This window comes from Enterobacter cloacae complex sp. 402C9, assembly GCF_050030745.1.
Classification (GTDB): Bacteria; Pseudomonadota; Gammaproteobacteria; order Enterobacterales; family Enterobacteriaceae; genus Enterobacter; species Enterobacter intestinihominis.
In genome coordinates this window covers 1,375,373-1,393,057 of sequence record NZ_JBLGUW010000001.1, presented here as the reverse complement: position 1 = coordinate 1,393,057, position 17,685 = coordinate 1,375,373, and the positions used below count along the sequence as shown (strand labels likewise).

At 53.3% G+C, this 17,685-nt stretch carries 15 protein-coding genes; 9 read left to right on the top strand and 6 right to left on the bottom strand.

Annotation, left to right across the window (positions count from 1 at the left end; genetic code table 11):
• Positions 1–264 precede the first annotated feature (264 nt).
• The 3 genes from speFL (at position 265) to potE (ending at position 4,133) form a co-directional block, all read left to right on the top strand.
• On the top strand, positions 265–369 hold the full coding sequence (gene speFL / locus ACQG1K_RS06630) for a leader peptide SpeFL (RefSeq protein WP_003858645.1): 105 nt from the start codon (positions 265–267) through the stop codon (positions 367–369).
• A 255-nt stretch (positions 370–624) separates the two neighbouring features.
• On the top strand, positions 625–2,823 hold the full coding sequence (gene speF, locus ACQG1K_RS06625; RefSeq protein ID WP_023299604.1) for an ornithine decarboxylase SpeF: 2,199 nt from the start codon (positions 625–627) through the stop codon (positions 2,821–2,823).
• Positions 2,820–4,133, top strand: coding sequence for a putrescine-ornithine antiporter (gene potE / locus ACQG1K_RS06620; protein ID WP_022647448.1), 1,314 nt, complete (start codon positions 2,820–2,822; stop codon positions 4,131–4,133). Before speF ends, potE begins: the two co-directional genes overlap by 4 nt.
• A 110-nt stretch (positions 4,134–4,243) precedes the next feature.
• On the opposite strand, the gene pgm is transcribed toward potE, so the two are convergent.
• Positions 4,244–5,884, bottom strand: a complete 1,641-nt coding sequence (gene pgm, locus ACQG1K_RS06615; protein WP_023305695.1) for a phosphoglucomutase (alpha-D-glucose-1,6-bisphosphate-dependent) — start codon at positions 5,882–5,884, stop codon at positions 4,244–4,246.
• A gap of 24 nt (positions 5,885–5,908) precedes the next feature.
• Positions 5,909–6,454, bottom strand: a complete 546-nt coding sequence (gene seqA, locus ACQG1K_RS06610) for a replication initiation negative regulator SeqA (RefSeq protein WP_003858650.1) — start codon at positions 6,452–6,454, stop codon at positions 5,909–5,911.
• A gap of 183 nt (positions 6,455–6,637) precedes the next feature.
• Between seqA and ybfF the strand changes: the two genes are divergently transcribed.
• From ybfF to fur, 4 genes are all read left to right on the top strand, one after another.
• A complete protein-coding gene (gene ybfF / locus ACQG1K_RS06605) occupies positions 6,638–7,411 on the top strand; it encodes an esterase (RefSeq protein ID WP_022647446.1) in 774 nt (257 codons plus the stop codon).
• A 128-nt stretch (positions 7,412–7,539) separates the two neighbouring features.
• On the top strand, positions 7,540–7,827 hold the full coding sequence (gene ybfE, locus ACQG1K_RS06600) for a LexA regulated protein (protein ID WP_003858652.1): 288 nt from the start codon (positions 7,540–7,542) through the stop codon (positions 7,825–7,827).
• 155 nt (positions 7,828–7,982) lie between these two features.
• Positions 7,983–8,513: a flavodoxin FldA gene (fldA, locus tag ACQG1K_RS06595; protein WP_003858653.1), complete on the top strand. Its 531-nt coding sequence runs from the start codon at positions 7,983–7,985 to the stop codon at positions 8,511–8,513.
• A 291-nt stretch (positions 8,514–8,804) separates the two neighbouring features.
• On the top strand, positions 8,805–9,251 hold the full coding sequence (gene fur / locus ACQG1K_RS06590; RefSeq protein ID WP_003858655.1) for a ferric iron uptake transcriptional regulator: 447 nt from the start codon (positions 8,805–8,807) through the stop codon (positions 9,249–9,251).
• 93 nt (positions 9,252–9,344) lie between these two features.
• Here the strand turns inward: fur and chiQ are convergent, their stop codons facing one another.
• From chiQ to nagE, 4 genes are all read right to left on the bottom strand, one after another.
• The gene (chiQ, locus tag ACQG1K_RS06585) at positions 9,345–9,671 is read right to left on the bottom strand and encodes a ChiQ/YbfN family lipoprotein (RefSeq protein ID WP_023299602.1); all 327 of its coding nucleotides are present in this window, start codon (positions 9,669–9,671) and stop codon (positions 9,345–9,347) included.
• A 47-nt stretch (positions 9,672–9,718) separates the two neighbouring features.
• Positions 9,719–11,116, bottom strand: coding sequence for a chitoporin ChiP (chiP, locus tag ACQG1K_RS06580; protein ID WP_367075664.1), 1,398 nt, complete (start codon positions 11,114–11,116; stop codon positions 9,719–9,721).
• 447 nt (positions 11,117–11,563) lie between these two features.
• Positions 11,564–13,231: a glutamine--tRNA ligase gene (glnS, locus tag ACQG1K_RS06575; RefSeq protein ID WP_015571127.1), complete on the bottom strand. Its 1,668-nt coding sequence runs from the start codon at positions 13,229–13,231 to the stop codon at positions 11,564–11,566.
• 169 nt (positions 13,232–13,400) lie between these two features.
• Positions 13,401–15,350: a PTS N-acetyl glucosamine transporter subunit IIABC gene (nagE, locus tag ACQG1K_RS06570; RefSeq protein WP_367075666.1), complete on the bottom strand. Its 1,950-nt coding sequence runs from the start codon at positions 15,348–15,350 to the stop codon at positions 13,401–13,403.
• A 325-nt stretch (positions 15,351–15,675) separates the two neighbouring features.
• Here nagE and nagB point away from each other — a divergent pair, with 325 nt between their 5' ends.
• A complete protein-coding gene (nagB, locus tag ACQG1K_RS06565) occupies positions 15,676–16,476 on the top strand; it encodes a glucosamine-6-phosphate deaminase (RefSeq protein WP_003858663.1) in 801 nt (266 codons plus the stop codon).
• Positions 16,477–16,530: 54 nt separating this feature from the next.
• Positions 16,531–17,679 carry an N-acetylglucosamine-6-phosphate deacetylase gene (nagA, locus tag ACQG1K_RS06560; protein WP_003858664.1) on the top strand — a complete coding sequence of 383 codons (1,149 nt, stop codon included), beginning with the start codon at positions 16,531–16,533 and terminating at the stop codon, positions 17,677–17,679.
• The last annotated feature ends 6 nt before the right edge of the window (positions 17,680–17,685 follow it).

The following is a 17,685-nucleotide window of genomic DNA, read 5'->3' as shown; positions in this document are numbered from 1 at the left end:
TAATTTTAAATAAAGAACACACCAGCCTGAATATAGCCATGAAAATAACGACGAGATTATTTTCATGCCTATATTCGCCCTCGCTAAACATAATTAGAACACCAATTTAACACCAAACCAACAAAACAGCATTTTGATCTGCGTTATTCACTCAAAACGACTAATTATTTCTGAAATGATCGGTTATTGGTGATCTATTTCACAGTTAATCCCTTTTTCCTGGATAAAATGACCGTGCTTTCAATTACTGAAAGGAAAATGAACATGGAAAACAATAATCGTTTAATGCCCCATATAAGGCGGACAACACATATCATGATGTTTGCCCACCGAAACTGTTTTGACTTTCATCTCTTTAACGCCCGGTAGTCCTTCGACTTCTGGCGCATCTGCTTACAGGTTATCCTGAAAAATGCTATTTTACAGGCTGTTGCCTGTGAACACCTGCGCTCATTCCTTGTGATTCAGATTCTCCGCAACCGGGCGGACTGAATTCTACTCAGCAAAAAAGCAATTAACTGATTTCGTATCAGCGGACGCGCTTTGCTTTTTTTTCCGGAAAAAATCGATTTCTTTACCGCAAGAAGTCGAGGGACCCATATTGCCTGAAATAAAGAGATAAAGATGAAAACGTTAAAAATTGCCGTCAGCCGTGCCTGCCCTGAATGCTTTACCACTTCGCGCGAGATCGTGGATATCACCGCATCGGATTATATTGATGTGGCAGCCGTGGTTCTGGCCGTCAGTGATATTTTCAATGGCGCCATAGAAGAAATAGAAGCCACGGGATTCGGTATTCCGGTGTTTATTGCCACGCATAAAGAAGAAAGGGTTCCAGCTGAATTTTTGTCGCGTATTCACGGCGTTTTTGAGTATTCCGACACCAGCAATGCGTACTACGGACGCCAGCTTGAAGCGGCTGCGCAGAAGTACGAAACCCAGCTCCGTCCGCCGTTCTTCCGCGCGCTGGTCGATTACGTCCAGCAGGGGAACAGCGCGTTTGACTGCCCCGGACATCAGGGAGGTCAGTTCTTCCGCCGCCATCCGGCCGGAAACCAGTTTGTCGATTTCTTTGGCGAAACGCTTTTCCGCGCAGATCTGTGCAATGCCGACGTGGCAATGGGCGATCTGCTGATCCATGAAGGTGCGCCATGCATCGCCCAACAGCATGCGGCAAAAGTCTTTAATGCGGATAAAACCTACTTCGTGCTGAACGGCACCTCCTCTTCCAATAAGGTGGTGCTCAATGCCCTGCTCACGCCAGGCGATCTGGTGCTGTTCGATCGCAATAACCATAAATCTAACCACCACGGGGCGCTGTTACAGGCGGGAGCGACGCCGGTGTATCTGGAAACAGCGCGCAACCCGTACGGGTTTATCGGCGGTATTGACGCACACTGTTTCGACGAGAGTTACCTGCGGGAACTGGTGTCAGAGGTCGCGTCTGGTCGCGCGCGGGATGAACGTCCCTTCCGTCTGGCAGTGATCCAGCTGGGCACCTACGACGGTACTATTTATAACGCCCGTCAGGTGGTGGATAAGATTGGTCACCTGTGCGATTACATCCTGTTTGACTCCGCCTGGGTGGGTTACGAGCAGTTTATCCCGATGATGGCCGACTGCTCGCCGCTGCTGCTGGAGCTGAACGAAAACGATCCGGGCATTCTGGTTACCCAATCGGTGCATAAGCAGCAGGCGGGCTTCTCGCAAACCTCGCAAATCCATAAGAAGGACAGCCACATAAAAGGCCAGCCGCGCTATGTTCCGCATAAGCGCCTCAACAACGCCTTTATGATGCACGCCTCCACCAGCCCGTTTTATCCGCTATTTGCCGCCCTGGATATCAACGCCCGCATGCACGAGGGGCAAAGTGGGCGCAACATGTGGATGGACTGCGTGGTGACGGGTATCGAAGCGCGAAAACTGATCCTTCAGAACTGTCAGTTTATTCGCCCGTTCGTGCCGGAGACGGTGGATGGCCGTCCGTGGGAAAGCTGGGATACGGCGGAGATCGCCACCGATCTGCGCTTCTTCCATTTCGTTCCGGGCGAACGCTGGCACGCCTTTGAGGGATATGCCGAGCATCAGTATTTTATCGATCCCTGCAAACTGCTGCTGACCACGCCAGGCATCAACGCCCGCACCGGCGAGTATGATGATTTCGGCGTGCCCGCCACCATCCTCGCCAACTTCCTGCGTGAAAACGGCATCGTGCCGGAAAAATGCGACCTCAATTCCATTCTGTTCCTGCTCACCCCGGCGGAGGACATGGGCAAATTGCAGCAGCTCGTCGCCCAGCTGGTGCGCTTCGAAAAACTGCTCCAGAGCGATGTGCCGCTGAAAGAGGTTCTGCCCTCTCTTTATAAGCAACATCCGGAACGTTATGCGGATTATTCCCTGCGTCAGATTTGTCAGGAGATGCACGACCTCTACGCCCGCCATAACGTGAAGCAGTTGCAGAAAGAGATGTTCCGCAAGTCTCACTTCCCGCGCGTCATGATGAACCCGCAGGAGGCGAACTATGCCTATCTGCGCGGTGAGGTCGAGCTGGTGTCACTGCGCGACGCGGAAGGCCGTATTGCCGCGGAAGGCGCGCTGCCTTACCCACCGGGGGTGTTGTGCGTGGTTCCGGGGGAAGTCTGGGGCGGTTCCGTGCTGCGCTATTTCGCCGCGCTGGAAGACGGGATCAATCTGCTGCCGGGCTTTGCGCCGGAGTTACAGGGGGTTTACGTCGAGGAGTGTGACGGGCGCAAACAGGTGCGCTGCTACGTCATTAAACAACCCGCCGCTCAGCCGTCTCTGCTGAAAGGAGAAAAATTATGAGTAAGTCCAACAAGATGGGCGTGGTACAACTCACTATCCTCACCATGGTGAATATGATGGGGTCCGGGATCATCATGCTGCCCACTAAGCTCGCTGAAGTGGGGACGATTTCGATTATCTCCTGGCTGGTAACGGCAGTCGGCTCAATGGCGCTGGCGTGGGCGTTTGCCAAGTGCGGGATGTTCAGCCGTAAGTCTGGCGGCATGGGCGGCTATGCCGAATATGCGTTTGGTAAGTCCGGTAACTTCATGGCCAACTATACCTACGGGGTGTCGCTGCTGATCGCCAACGTGGCGATTGCCATCTCCGCAGTGGGTTACGGTACGGAGCTGTTTGGCGCGACGCTGACCCCGGTGCAGATTGGGCTGGCGACCATCGGCGTGCTGTGGATCTGCACCGTCGCCAACTTTGGCGGCGCGCGCATCACCGGACAACTCAGCAGCATCACCGTCTGGGGCGTGATCATTCCGGTAGTCGGTCTGTGCATCATCGGCTGGTTCTGGTTCAGCCCGACGCTGTACGCCAATTCCTGGAACCCGCACCACGTGCCGTTCTTTACCGCCGTGGGATCGTCCATCGCCATGACGCTATGGGCTTTCCTCGGGCTGGAGTCAGCCTGTGCGAATGCGGAAGTGGTGGAAAACCCGGAAAAGAACGTGCCGATCGCGGTACTCGGCGGGACGCTGGGGGCGGCGGTGATCTATATCGTCTCAACCAACGTGATTGCGGGAATTGTGCCCAACATGGATCTCGCCAACTCCACGGCGCCGTTCGGGCTGGCGTTTGCGCAGATGTTTACGCCAGAGGTAGGGAAAGTGATCATGGGTCTGATGGTGATGTCCTGCTGCGGCTCGCTGCTGGGCTGGCAGTTCACCATCGCCCAGGTATTCAAATCCTCCGCTGACGAAGGTTATTTCCCGAAAATCTTCTCCCGCGTCACCAAAGCGGATGCGCCGGTACAGGGTATGCTGGCGATTGTGATTTTCCAGAGCGGTTTGTCGCTGATGACCATCAGCCCGTCACTGAACAGCCAGTTTAATGTACTGGTCAACCTGGCGGTGGTGACGAACATCATACCGTACATTCTGTCGATGGCGGCACTGGTGATTATTCAGAAGGTGGCGAAGGTGGATCCGCGCAAAGCCCGGGCGGCCAATATCGTGGCGCTGATTGGGGCGATTTACAGCTTCTATGCGCTCTACTCGTCCGGTCAGGAGGCGATGCTGTATGGCGCGATGGTGACCTTTATGGGCTGGACGCTGTACGGTCTGGTATCGCCGAGATTTGAACTGAAGAATAAGCATAGTTAAAAAAGAAGCCCGGTGGCACTAACGCTTACCGGGCCTACGAGATCAATGTTTTCTCCCTCTCCCTGTGGGAGAGGGCCGGGGTGAGGGCATCAGCCCGCACCAGACACCATTTACGCGTTTTTCAGCACTTCGCTGACAATCTCTACCGCTTCTTTCTCAATCTGCTGGCGGTGCTCAGCGCCGAGGAAGCTTTCGCAATAGATTTTGTACGCATCTTCCGTACCGGATGGACGCGCGGCGAACCAGCCGTTTTCGGTCATCACTTTCAGGCCGCCGATGGATGCGCCGTTACCCGGTGCCGCCGTCAGACGCGCGGTGATCGGGTCACCTGCCAGGGTGCTTGCGCTGACCATCTCCGGAGAGAGTTTGGACAGAGCGGCTTTCTGAGCAGAGGTCGCGCCAGCCTGAATACGGTTATAGCTTGGCGCACCAAAGCGTGCTGCCAGGTCGTTGTAATGTTCCTGCGGGTTCTTACCGGTAACCGCGGTGATTTCCGCCGCCAGCAGGCACATGATGATGCCGTCTTTATCGGTTGACCATGGGGTGCCGTCGAAGCGCAGGAAGGATGCCCCCGCGCTCTCTTCACCACCAAAGCCGAAGCTGCCGTCGTGCAGACCGTCAACAAACCACTTGAAGCCCACCGGCACTTCCACCAGCTTGCGGCCCAGCGCATCGACCACACGGTCAATCATGGCGGAAGAGACCAGCGTTTTACCCACCGCAACCTCTTTGCCCCACTGCGGACGATGCTGGAAGAGATAATTGATCGCAACAGCCAGGTAGTGGTTAGGGTTCATCAGCCCAGCCGGGGTGACGATACCGTGGCGGTCGTAGTCCGGGTCGTTGGCAAACGCCAGGTCGAACTTGTCGCGCAGCGCCAGCAGGCCAGCCATTGCGCATTCGGAGGAGCAGTCCATACGGATCGCGCCGTCTTTGTCCAGGTGCATAAAGCGGAAGGTCTGATCGACGTGATCGTTCACGATGGTCAGATCCAGCTTGTAGTGCTCGGCAATGCGTTTCCAGTATTCAATACCGGAGCCGCCCAGCGGATCCACGCCCAGCTTCAGACCGGCTTTCTGGATAGCGGCCATATCGACGATATCCGCCAGCCCTTCCACGAACGGCTGCACCAGATCCTGCTCTTTCACGTGGCCGGACGCCATGGCTTCATCCAGCGAGATGCGCTTCACGCCGTTCAGACCGTTGGCCAGTAACGCGTTGGCGCGATCTTCCACCACTTTCGTGACGTTGGTATCCGCCGGGCCACCGTTAGGTGGGTTGTACTTGATGCCGCCATCTTCCGGTGGGTTGTGGGACGGGGTGATCACAATACCGTCCGCCTGCGCGCCACCTTTTTTGTTATGTACCAGAATAGCGTTAGAAACCGCAGGCGTTGGCGTGAAACCGTTGTTCTCCTGAACAATCACGTCTACGCCGTTTGCCGCCAGTACTTCCAGCACGGAGATAAAGGCAGGTTCAGACAGGGCGTGGGTATCTTTCCCAACATAGCACGGACCGGTGACGCCATTTTTGGCGCGCTCTTCCGCGATGGCCTGAGCAATGGCCAGAATGTGCGGTTCGTTAAAGCTGTGGCGCGCCGCGCTGCCGCGGTGGCCAGATGTACCAAACTTCACTGCGTGTTCTGCGTTGCCCACCACCGGCTTCAGCACGTAGTACTGCGCGGTCAGTTGAGCGACGTTAATCAAATCGCGTTGTTGTGCAGGTTGTCCTGCACGGCTGTGATTTGCCATTGCCTGGTCCTTCTGATGCAAGGGTTAAATTGTACCGCAAACCTTTTCGATCAATTCCGCCGGGAACTGCATGGACTGCATGATATGTTCGATCATGCTGCACTTGCGGCCCGTATTGGTATTGGTGATCACCCAGTATGGCGTACCGGGAACATGTTTGGGTTTGGTTTGGTTGCCATTTTGCAGCAGGGTCTGCTCGTCACCTGCGAAGTAAACGCGCGTGCGACCGTGCAGCGACTCTGTCGCTTCTGCAAATGCGTTGTTATCCAGTGAGTAAAGTGTAGACAGCACCAGCATAAAGCGGTTAACCGCCTTTTTCTGCTCTGCATATTCATCAGACAGCAGCAACTCGCGCATCGCGCGCACTTTGTCTTTTGCCGGCATGACGGCAGGTTTTACTTGTGCAACAACGCTCGGCTGAGACACGACATCTTTAGTGACAGGAGTGGGCTGTGAGGCGGCGGAAATTTTAAGCATGCGCCGTAAAATGTCGGACGCGCTCTCCCCAATATGCCGCGTCTGGCTGGCAATATACTGATAGAGTTCGTCATCAACTTCGATTGTTTTCATCTTAATCCAGTGCGATATCTTATCTGAATACAAGTCGTTGAGATTATAAGGTCTAATCCCAACAGCGGATAGCGTCAAACCAGGTTGGCGGCAAAAGTCAGATTAAACTGGATCCTTGCCCCCGGGCGGCAGAATGGTCAACATGATACCCTAACCTGACAAACCTAAAAAAAGAACTTTGCCATGAAATTGAATACCCGAGCGCAAACTGCACAATCGCCGAACAATAATTCTCCCATCGTACTGGTTCACGGCCTGTTTGGTAGCCTGGATAACCTGGGCGTGCTGGCGCGCGATTTAGTGACCGATCACGAGATCCTCCAGGTTGATATGCGCAATCACGGTCTTTCAGGGCGCTCTGAGGAGATGACCTACGCAGCCATGGCGCAGGATCTGCGGGACACCCTCGATGCGAATAATATCCAGAAAGCGACGCTCATCGGGCATTCAATGGGCGGTAAAGCGGTGATGGCGCTCACTGCGCTGGCCCCTGAGCGAATTTCCGGTCTGGTGGTCATTGACGTTGCGCCCGTCAATTACGACGTTCGCCGTCACGATGAGATTTTCGCTGCGATCAATGCTGTGACAGAGTCAGGCGTCTCCACACGCCAGCAGGCGGCAGCCGTTATGCGCGAGCATCTCGATGAAGAAGGCGTGGTCCAGTTCCTGCTGAAATCCTTTGTTGACGGACAATGGCGCTTTAACGTCCCGGTACTGTGGGATCAGTATTCGCATATTGTGGGGTGGGAAAATGTCCCCGCCTGGCCGCACCCTACCCTCTTTATTCGCGGCGGCAACTCCCCTTACGTCACTGACGCGTATCGTGACACGCTGCTGGCGCAATTTCCGCAGGCTCGCGCTCACGTCATCGCCGGTGCCGGGCACTGGGTCCACGCGGAAAAACCGGATGCGGTCCTGCGCGCCATTCGCCGCTATCTTACTGATACAGCGAATTGATTAAAAAGCCAGCGACCGGAAGACGACGGGCTTCCAGTCGTTGGCGTGTGGATATGGGTGATGTATGATGGCGCGCTTATCGCCCGGGCATTAGCAGGGCGGCGTGTTTCCCCCGAAGTCTCAGAATCATGGCCAAAGAACAAACGGACCGTACGACACTAGATCTGTTCGCGAATGAGCGTCGACCGGGACGACCGAAAACGAATCCGCTTTCGCGCGATGAACAGCTGCGTATCAATAAACGCAACCAGCTTAAACGCGATAAAAATCGTGGGCTTAAGCGTGTCGAACTCAAGCTGAATGCCGATGCCGTCGATGCGCTTAACGAGTTAGCTGACGCGCGCAACATCAGCCGCAGCGAACTGATCGAAGAGATGCTGATCGCCCAGCTTGAGACGTTACGCGGCAAGGCGTGAGTCAGAAAATCCCCAATATTACCTTTTTCATGTAGCACAGAGTGCAGTCCTGCGTGATAGCTGTTTCCGCAGGGTTGCCTGTTCTGCTATTATTGCCCTTATCCGTGGACAATTTGCGCCACCATACCATTAAGTTTCAAGAGGTTATTTTACTCATGGCAATCATCGGCATTTTCTTTGGCAGTGATACCGGCAATACTGAAAATATCGCAAAAAACATTCAAAAACAGCTCGGTAAAGACGTTGCTGATGTGCATGACATCGCCAAGAGCAGCAAAGAAGATCTCGAGGGCTATGACATCCTGCTGCTGGGCATTCCGACCTGGTACTACGGTGAAGCACAGTGTGACTGGGACGATTTCTTCCCGACGCTGGAAGAAGTCGACTTCAACGGCAAGCTGGTTGCCCTGTTTGGCTGTGGCGATCAGGAAGACTACGCTGAGTATTTCTGTGATGCGCTGGGCACTATTCGTGACATCATTGAGCCGCGCGGTGCGGCGATTGTTGGTCACTGGCCAACAGCGGGTTACCACTTCGAAGCTTCCAAAGGTCTGGCAGATGACGATCACTTCGTTGGCCTTGCCATTGATGAAGACCGTCAGCCAGAGCTGACCGCAGAGCGTGTAGAAAAATGGGTTAAGCAGGTTCGTGAAGAACTGAACCTGGACGATATCCTTAACGCCTGATATCCCTGCGGCGCAACTCCGGTTGCGCCCGTTGTCCAGGTAAAACCGATTAAATTAATTGCTACAAACTTTTAACTTTTTCGTCCAGACCTGTACAATATCCCCCTGGTAAAAAGTGGGTGCCATCGAACAAGTTTGTTGGTGATACCACGTTTTTATAAGCATACTTTGCTTGAGACTTGCAGTTTTCATTTAGCCATGGCAGTTCTATAATGAGACGCATTATCCCAAGTGCATTTTCTGTCACTTCTTCTTTTGAAGTGAATCGTTTAGCAACAGGACAGATTCCGCATGACTGACAACAATACCGCATTAAAGAAAGCTGGCCTGAAAGTAACGCTTCCTCGGTTAAAAATCCTTGAAGTGCTTCAGGGGCCAGACAATCACCATGTCAGTGCGGAAGACCTTTATAAGCGTCTTATCGATATGGGTGAAGAGATTGGGCTGGCAACCGTCTATCGTGTGCTGAACCAGTTTGATGACGCGGGCATTGTTACTCGTCATAATTTCGAAGGCGGTAAATCCGTGTTCGAGCTGACTCAGCAGCACCACCACGATCACCTGATCTGCCTCGACTGTGGCAAGGTCATTGAATTTAGCGATGATTCCATTGAATCACGCCAGCGTGAAATCGCCGCCCGTCATGGCATCCGCCTGACCAACCACAGCCTGTACCTGTACGGTCACTGTGCTGAAGGGGATTGCCGCGAAAATGAACATGCGCACGACGCAAAATAAGTCAGTGTTCATACTCTGAGCCAGCCGTGAGGTTGGCTTTTTTTTTGCCTGGAAAAAGCCCGGTAAGCGCAGCGCCACCGGGCGTAAAGCAACTTATTTATTGTTATTGCGAATCTCGTCCCAAATCTTATCGCAACGCTTCGCCACTTCCTGATCGTTACCGGTTTTACGCGCCTGAATACAGGCCTGGTAATCCATCACGCGAACGTTTTCCTGCGTGGCGAATTGCTCATGGGCTTTGTCTTTTTTTAGCTCGTTCAGCACGCTTTGACAGGCTTCAATCTTCTCAGGTGAACCTTGTGCGGTATTGATGCACGCGCTGTAGGCCTCTTTAAGACGGGAGTCTTCTTTCGGCGCCTGATCCTGCGCACACGCCACCAGCCCGAATGCCAGCAGCGCAACGATTACCCTTTTTTTCATCATGTTCAGTCTCCATAACGGCGGGACACAGCTCGCCGCAGCATTCATCAGAAGATGGTAAATGGCGCAATGACCATGAATTTCACGTCGCGCTCATCCTGGAAGATGTTGCCGTAACCGCCCGCGTAGCTCGGGATATCGGAGTGGTTGTCATACTGGGTGAAGTGCAGTTTGAACATCGTGCCTTTCGCACGCCCCTCCTGCAGGGTGTAAATCGCATCCAGACTGTATGAAGACTCTTTCAGACGGTAGTTCGGATCGTAGTAGGCGTCTGGCGTAGCCATATCCGCTGGCTTCGCGTCCCAGGCGTACGCGTAGGACGCGCCCACTGCCCAGCCAGGCAGGTTCCAGTTCTTCAGGTCATACATTGCGCCGAAGAAGACTGCCTTTTCGCCGTCGGCGTTGAAGTCAGAGCGGTTATCCCACCAGATATCCAGACGACCGTTGGAAGAGGCGTAGGTTGGCGTCATACGTTGCAGGAAATAGCCCTGCTGCCCTTCTGCCTTGACCCATGTACCCTCCAGACGCAAATCAACCTGACCCACTTTGTAGCCGAAGGTTAGCGCCTGTAACCACGCGGTGCCGTCATAAATATCATTTACGCTGCCATCGCTGACCTTGTCGCGCGTACCGTAGAACTGATAGCTGGTGCTCAGCGGGCTACCTGCGATATCAAATTTGTAGCTGGCTTTAGCAAAGTACTGATCAATATAACCTTCAGCCTGACCAAAAGCCGCTTCCAGCACCAGATCGTTTTTGAAGTCGTACTTCGCCCCCAGCGAGTGGAGATAATCAACTTTGGTTTTTTTATCGTTTTGATAGAACTTGTCCATCTCAATGTGCCACGGCGCTTTGTACTCGTTGGTCCACATATAGGAGAAGCTCAACGCCCCCGCATCGCCGTTGTCAAAATTAGCACCGGCTTCCGCGCCCTGATAGGTACCTGGCATAAAGCTCCAGTGCGGCGCTAACAGCGTCTGACCGGTTGGCTGGATATAACCACCACGCGCCCAGACCGGGCCATATTTGAATTTTGCAGCCGCTTTATACAGGCTGATTCCGCTTTTATCGCCGGACCAGTCTTCGTCGTAAGCTTTATTGCTGGAGGAGAACGCAATTTCGTTCGGATGGCCGCTGTCGCCATTTTCGGCCATTTCAATTGCGGTGAACGCTGCAATATCGATCCCGAACATATCGGCGGCATATCCCGACTGGAAATCCAGGTTGGCGTTCCAGGTCGAGTGAGAGAGGTTAGTTTTGTATTTATCTTCAGTGACGTCTTTACGGTCACGCTCACGTTGCCAGTAATAAATACCGCCCGTAAGGGTGGAATCTTCAATGAAACCTGCTGCTTTTGCCTCTGGCGCAACCACCAGGCCCGACATTGCTGTCACACCGGCGATAGCCAGCGCCAGCGCACTACGTTTGCCACTGAACGTACGCATAGATTATTCCTCTTTGACGAATTAAAACGCCTTAAACGGCGAAAAACAGAAAAGACCAAATGGTCAGGGGTAGTCAGAAATACCCTCGAATTAACTACCGTCTTTAGGTTATTTTTCGCGACGCGAATTATCAATGCTTTTAATCAGGCAAAAGTCAGGATTATGACGAAGAGCACATATTTCGTAGTGCTTTGTAACATTTACCGTGAAGCGAGTACTGGCGGGGGAATACGCTAATTTTCAGTAAGTAACATTGAGATTGACAATATATTTTTCAGCGTTTCTGTTTTTGGAAAACAACAAACTTTTTTTAAATAAAATAAGTAGCACCACATTGACCTGGAATGTTGGCTTTAAAAGATTATCCCGATGCTTAACGACATGATCGTTAAATAAAAAAACGCCGCATTACGCGGCGTTTGTTTCTCATTGACCAGAGCAGCGTTATTATTCGCCGATCTTAGTCCAGGTATCACGCAGACCCACGGTACGGTTAAATACCGGTTTTTCTGCCGTGCTGTAACGGCTGTCCAGGCAGAAATAACCCTCACGTTCGAACTGGAACGCTTTACCGGCTTCAGCGGCTTTCAGAGACGGCTCGGCATACCCCTGCTTGATAATCAGAGACTCAGGGTTAATAACCGCCAGGAAGTCTTCCGCTGCGCCTGGGTTAGGCACGCTGAACAGACGGTCGTAGAGACGGATCTCAACCGGCAGCGCATGCTGCGCGCTCACCCAGTGGATTACGCCTTTCACTTTACGGCCATCCGCCGGATCTTTGCTCAGCGTCTCTGCGTCGTACGTACAGAAGATGGTCGTGATGTTACCTTCCGCATCTTTCTCTACGCGCTCGGCTTTGATTACATAGGCGTTACGCAGACGTACTTCTTTGCCCAGCACCAGACGCTTGTACTGCTTGTTCGCTTCTTCGCGGAAGTCGGCACGATCGATCCAGATTTCACCGCTGAACGGCACGTCGCGGGTGCCCATTTCCGGTTTGTTCGGATGATTAGGCATAGAGACCAGTTCGCTCCCGCCCTGCGGATAGTTTTCGATAACCAGTTTCACTGGATCGATCACCGCCATCGCGCGCGGCGCGTTTTCGTTCAGGTCTTCACGAATGCAGGATTCCAGAGACGCCATTTCGATGGTGTTGTCCTGCTTGGTGACGCCGATACGTTTGCAGAACTCACGAATGGAGGCGGAGGTGTAGCCACGACGACGCAGGCCAGAAATGGTCGGCATACGTGGGTCGTCCCAGCCTTCAACGTGCTTGTCAGTGACCAGCAGGTTCAGCTTACGCTTGGACATCACGGTGTATTCCAGGTTCAGACGAGAGAACTCGTACTGACGCGGATGCACAGGAATGGTGATGTTATCCAGCACCCAGTCGTACAGACGACGGTTGTCCTGGAATTCCAGCGTGCACAGAGAGTGCGTAATGCCTTCCAGCGCATCGCTGATGCAGTGGGTGAAGTCGTACATCGGGTAGATGCACCACTTGTTACCGGTCTGGTGGTGTTCTGCGAACTTAATGCGGTACAGCACCGGATCGCGCATCACGATGAACGGAGACGCCATATCGATTTTGGCACGCAGACACGCTTTACCTTCTTCAAAGCCACCGGCACGCATTTTTTCAAACAGCGCCAGGTTCTCTTCCACGCTACGATCGCGGAACGGACTGTTCTTACCGGGCTGAGTCAGCGTACCGCGGTATTCACGGATTTCGTCAGCAGAGAGCTCGTCGACGTATGCCAGACCCTTGTTAATCAGTTCAACCGCATAGGCATACAGCTGATCGAAATAGTCTGAGGAGTAGCAGATATCGCCTGACCAGTTGAAGCCCAGCCATTGCACGTCGTTTTTAATCGACTCAACGTATTCGATGTCTTCTTTTACTGGGTTGGTGTCATCGAAACGCAGGTTGCACTGCCCCTGGTAGTCTTGCGCAATACCAAAGTTCAGGCAGATCGATTTGGCGTGACCAATGTGCAGGTAGCCATTTGGCTCCGGCGGGAAACGCGTGTGGACTGTGGTGTGCTTACCACTGGCCAGATCTTCATCGATGATCTGACGAATAAAGTTACTCGGGCGGGCTTCTGCCTCACTCATCGTGGATTCCTCAAAGCGTAAACAACGTATAACGGCATATGATCTTATAAGCCGGACGTAGTGACAACCCTTAAAACGTCCCGGAAGAAAATAATGGGGGCAATTGCTGCAAAAAAAAGCGGCGGAGGATATCCCCCGCCGCTAAAGGCATAACTCTACTCAGGAGCGATTACTTGCCTTTAATCTCATACAGTTGCGTTTGGCCTGCAACTACCTGCCCCTGCGCCTGGATCACCAGACCGCTGAAGTCGTCGATGTTGCTGCACACTACCGGGCTTATCATGGAGCGCGCGTTGGCGTTCAGGAACTCCAGATCCATTTCCAGAATCGGCTGGCCTGCCGCCACTTCAGCGCCCTCTTCCACCAGGCGAGTAAAGCCCTGACCGTTCAGCGCAACGGTATCGATACCCATATGGACAACGATCTCCGCGCCTTTTTCCGTTTCCAGGCAGAACGCGTGGTTGGTGTTGAAGATTTTCACGATAGTACCGGCTGCCGGAGAGACCACGGTTTTGTCCGTTGGTTTCACCGCCACGCCATCACCAACCGCTTTGCTGGCGAATGCTTCGTCAGGCACCTGCTCAAGCGCAACAACGTCACCTGTCACCGGAGAAACCAGCGCAGCGATGGTCACCGCATTTGGCACAGCCTGCGGTTTTGCAACCGGCGTGTCAGCCACTGGCGCGTTATCCGTTGAGGCGGCAGCGACCGGCCCACGGGCAACCACTTTTTTCATTTCATCGCCGATAGATTCGGCTTTCGCACCCACGATAACCTGGATGGTTTGTTTGTTCAGCTTCACCACACCAGACGCACCAAGGCGTTTGCACATTGCATCGCTCACGCGCGCGGAGTCGCCCACGGTCAGACGCAGACGGGTAATACAGGCATCGATCGCTTTCAGGTTGTCGGTGCCACCCACAGCGGCAATATAGCTAGTTGCCAGCTGGGTTAAACCCTCTTCGGTATTGCTGTTGGCTTCACTGGTCACAACATCATCTTTCGTATCTTCGCGGCCCGGCGTCTTCAGGTTAAACATACGAATAACCGCGCTGAACAGAACGAAGTAGATAACGAAGAAGATCAGGCCCATCACCACCAGCATCCAGACGTTGCTGCTTGCCGCCGGCAGGTTGTACATCAACACATAGTCGATAGCGCCTGCGGAGAAGGAGAAGCCTGCATGGATACCCAGAAGGGTGGCAACGAACAGGCTGATACCGGTCAGGATCGCGTGCATCAGATACAGCAGCGGAGCCAGGAACATGAACAGGAATTCCAGTGGCTCGGTCACGCCGGTCAGGAAGGCGGTGATCGCAACGGACAGCAGCATCCCGCCAACCATTGGGCGACGCGCTTTCGGCGCAGCCAGGTACATTGCCAGCGCGGCGCCAGGCAGACCAAACATCATGATTGGGAAGAAGCCGGACATGAACATGCCCGCGGTGCCGTCGCCTGCGTAGAAGCGGTTGATATCACCGTGGAATACCGCGCCAGCCGCGTTGGTGAACTCACCAATCTGGAACCAGGCGATGGTGTTCAGTACCTGATGCAGACCGGTTGGGATCAGCAGACGGTTAATGAAACCGAAGATGCCCGCGCCCATTGCGCCCGCAGACACGATCCACTCGCCACCCGCATGGATAGCATGCTGAACCGGTGGCCAAACGTAGCCAAAGATGGCGGCGAGGATCAGACAGAAAAAGCCCGTCGCAATCGGCACAAAACGTTTACCGCCGAAGAAGCTCAGGAAGTCAGGCAGTTTGATACCCGCCCAGCGGTTGTACACGGCGCCACCGACCAGACCGGTAATGATACCCGCCAGTACACCCATGTTGATTTCCGGGTTGATGGTTACCATCGCTTTCGTGAGGATGAAGTAACCTACCGCCCCTGCCAGTGCCGCAGCACCGGCGCTGTCTTTTGACCAGCTTGACGCCACGCCGATGGCGAAAATCAGCGCAAGGTTGTCAAAAATGGCGCCGCCTGCCTGGGCAATAAACGGCACATTAAGAAGATCGGGTTGCCCGAATCGCAGCAGCAATGCTGCAACCGGTAGCACGGCGATAGGGAGCTGCAAAGCCCTACCGAGGCGCTGGAAAAAACCTAAAATATTCATCCTATTCCCCCTACGAGACCCTTTGTTAAGACTCGCGCATAAACTATGTTTTTATTGTGTCACGAACGATAGATACTGTTGATGATTCACTGGCAGTGTGAGTGTGTGAAAAATTAATTCGTATCGCAAATTAAACACCTATTTTTTGTGATTATTGTCACCAAATATCGTATTAAACCCTCCCTTTCACTGGCTAACCACGAAAACTTATTTTATCATTCAAAAAATCAAGACGGATTGATCCGGCCTGAAAGGTTCCAGGTTACGCTTAGTTCAGGTTGCACTAATCATCCGCCCACTTTTACTTAAACTTTAGAGGTGAATAATGAGACTGATTCCCCTGGCAACAGCTGAACAAGTCGGAAAATGGGCTGCTCGTCATATCGTTAACCGCATCAACGCGTTCAAACCAACAGCCGATCGTCCTTTCGTACTCGGTCTTCCAACCGGTGGTACTCCCCTGACCGCGTATAAGGCTTTGGTTGAAATGCACAAAGCGGGCCAGGTTAGCTTTAAACATGTTGTGACCTTCAACATGGACGAATATGTCGGCCTGCCAAAGGAACATCCGGAAAGTTACCACAGCTTTATGCACCGTAATTTCTTCGATCACGTTGATATTCCGGCTGAAAACATTAACCTGCTGAATGGAAACGCGCCTGATATTGACGCAGAATGCCGTCAGTATGAAGAAAAAATCCGTTCCTACGGTAAAATCCACCTGTTTATGGGCGGCGTAGGCAACGATGGTCATATCGCGTTCAACGAACCGGCATCTTCACTGGCTTCCCGTACCCGTATTAAAACGTTGACCCATGACACGCGTGTGGCTAACTCCCGCTTCTTTGACGGCGACGTCAATCAGGTGCCGAAATATGCGCTGACCGTGGGTGTGGGTACACTGCTGGATGCCGAAGAAGTGATGATTCTGGTGCTGGGCGCAGTGAAAGCGCAAGCGCTTCAGGCTGCCGTTGAAGGCAACGTGAACCATATGTGGACGATCAGCTGCTTACAGTTGCATCCAAAAGCGGTTGTCGTGTGTGACGAACCGTCCACCATGGAGCTGAAAGTGAAAACGCTGAAATACTTCAACGAGCTGGAAGCTGAGAACATTAAAGGTCTGTAATTGAATAACCGCCTCTTTTATCAGGGGCGGTCGCTTTTTTAACCGGGGGTCGATATGTACGCTTTAACCCACGGTCGGATTTATACCGGCCATGAAATTCTGGATGACCATGCGATTGTAATCGCCAATGGCCTGATTGAACGTGTTTGCCCGCTGGCGGAACTGCCGCCGGAGATCGAACAACGTTCCCTCAATGGAGCAGTAATCTCCCCCGGTTTCATCGACGTACAGCTTAACGGCTGCGGCGGTGTCCAGTTTAACGATACCGCAGAGGCGGTAACGGTTGAAACGCTGGAAATCATGCAAAAAGCCAACGAGAAATCGGGCTGCACCAGCTATCTGCCAACGCTGATTACCAGCAGCGATGACCTGATGAAACAGGGTATCCGCGTCATGCGCGAATACCTGGCAAAACATCCGAATCAGGCGCTGGGTCTGCACCTGGAAGGACCATGGCTGAATATGGTCAAGAAAGGCACCCATAACCCGAACTACGTGCGCAAACCGGATGCCGAGCTGGTGGATTACATGTGCGCCAATGCCGATGTGATCACCAAAGTGACGCTGGCACCGGAAATGACCGGCACGGACGTTATCAGCAAACTGGCCGCCGCCGGGATTGTGGTATCTGCGGGCCATTCGAACGCGACGCTTAAAGAGGCGAAGGCCGGTTTCCGCGCAGGCATTACATTTGCCACACACCTTTATAACGCGATGCCGTATATTACCGGTCGCGAACCGGGACTCGTTGGCGCAATTCTGGATGAACCAGACGTCTACTGCGGCATTATCGCCGACGGCTTGCATGTCGATTACACCAACATCCGCAACGCCAAGCGCCTTAAAGGCGACAAGCTCTGCCTGGTCACGGATGCTACCGCTCCGGCAGGAGCGAATATTGACCAGTTCATTTTTGCTGGTAAAACAATATACTACCGGAATGGACTGTGTGTGGATGAGAACGGCACGCTGAGCGGTTCTTCTCTGACGATGATCGAAGGGGTACGTAACCTCGTTGAACATTGCGGCATTGCGCTTGAGGAAGTGCTGCGCATGGCCACGCTTTATCCGGCGCGCGCTATTGGCGTCGATAAACAGCTCGGCGGTATTGCGCCAGGTATGGTTGCAAACCTGACGGCGTTCACACACGATTATAAAATTATTAAGACCATCGTTAATGGTAACGAGGTCGTCACTGAGTAAGTAAAA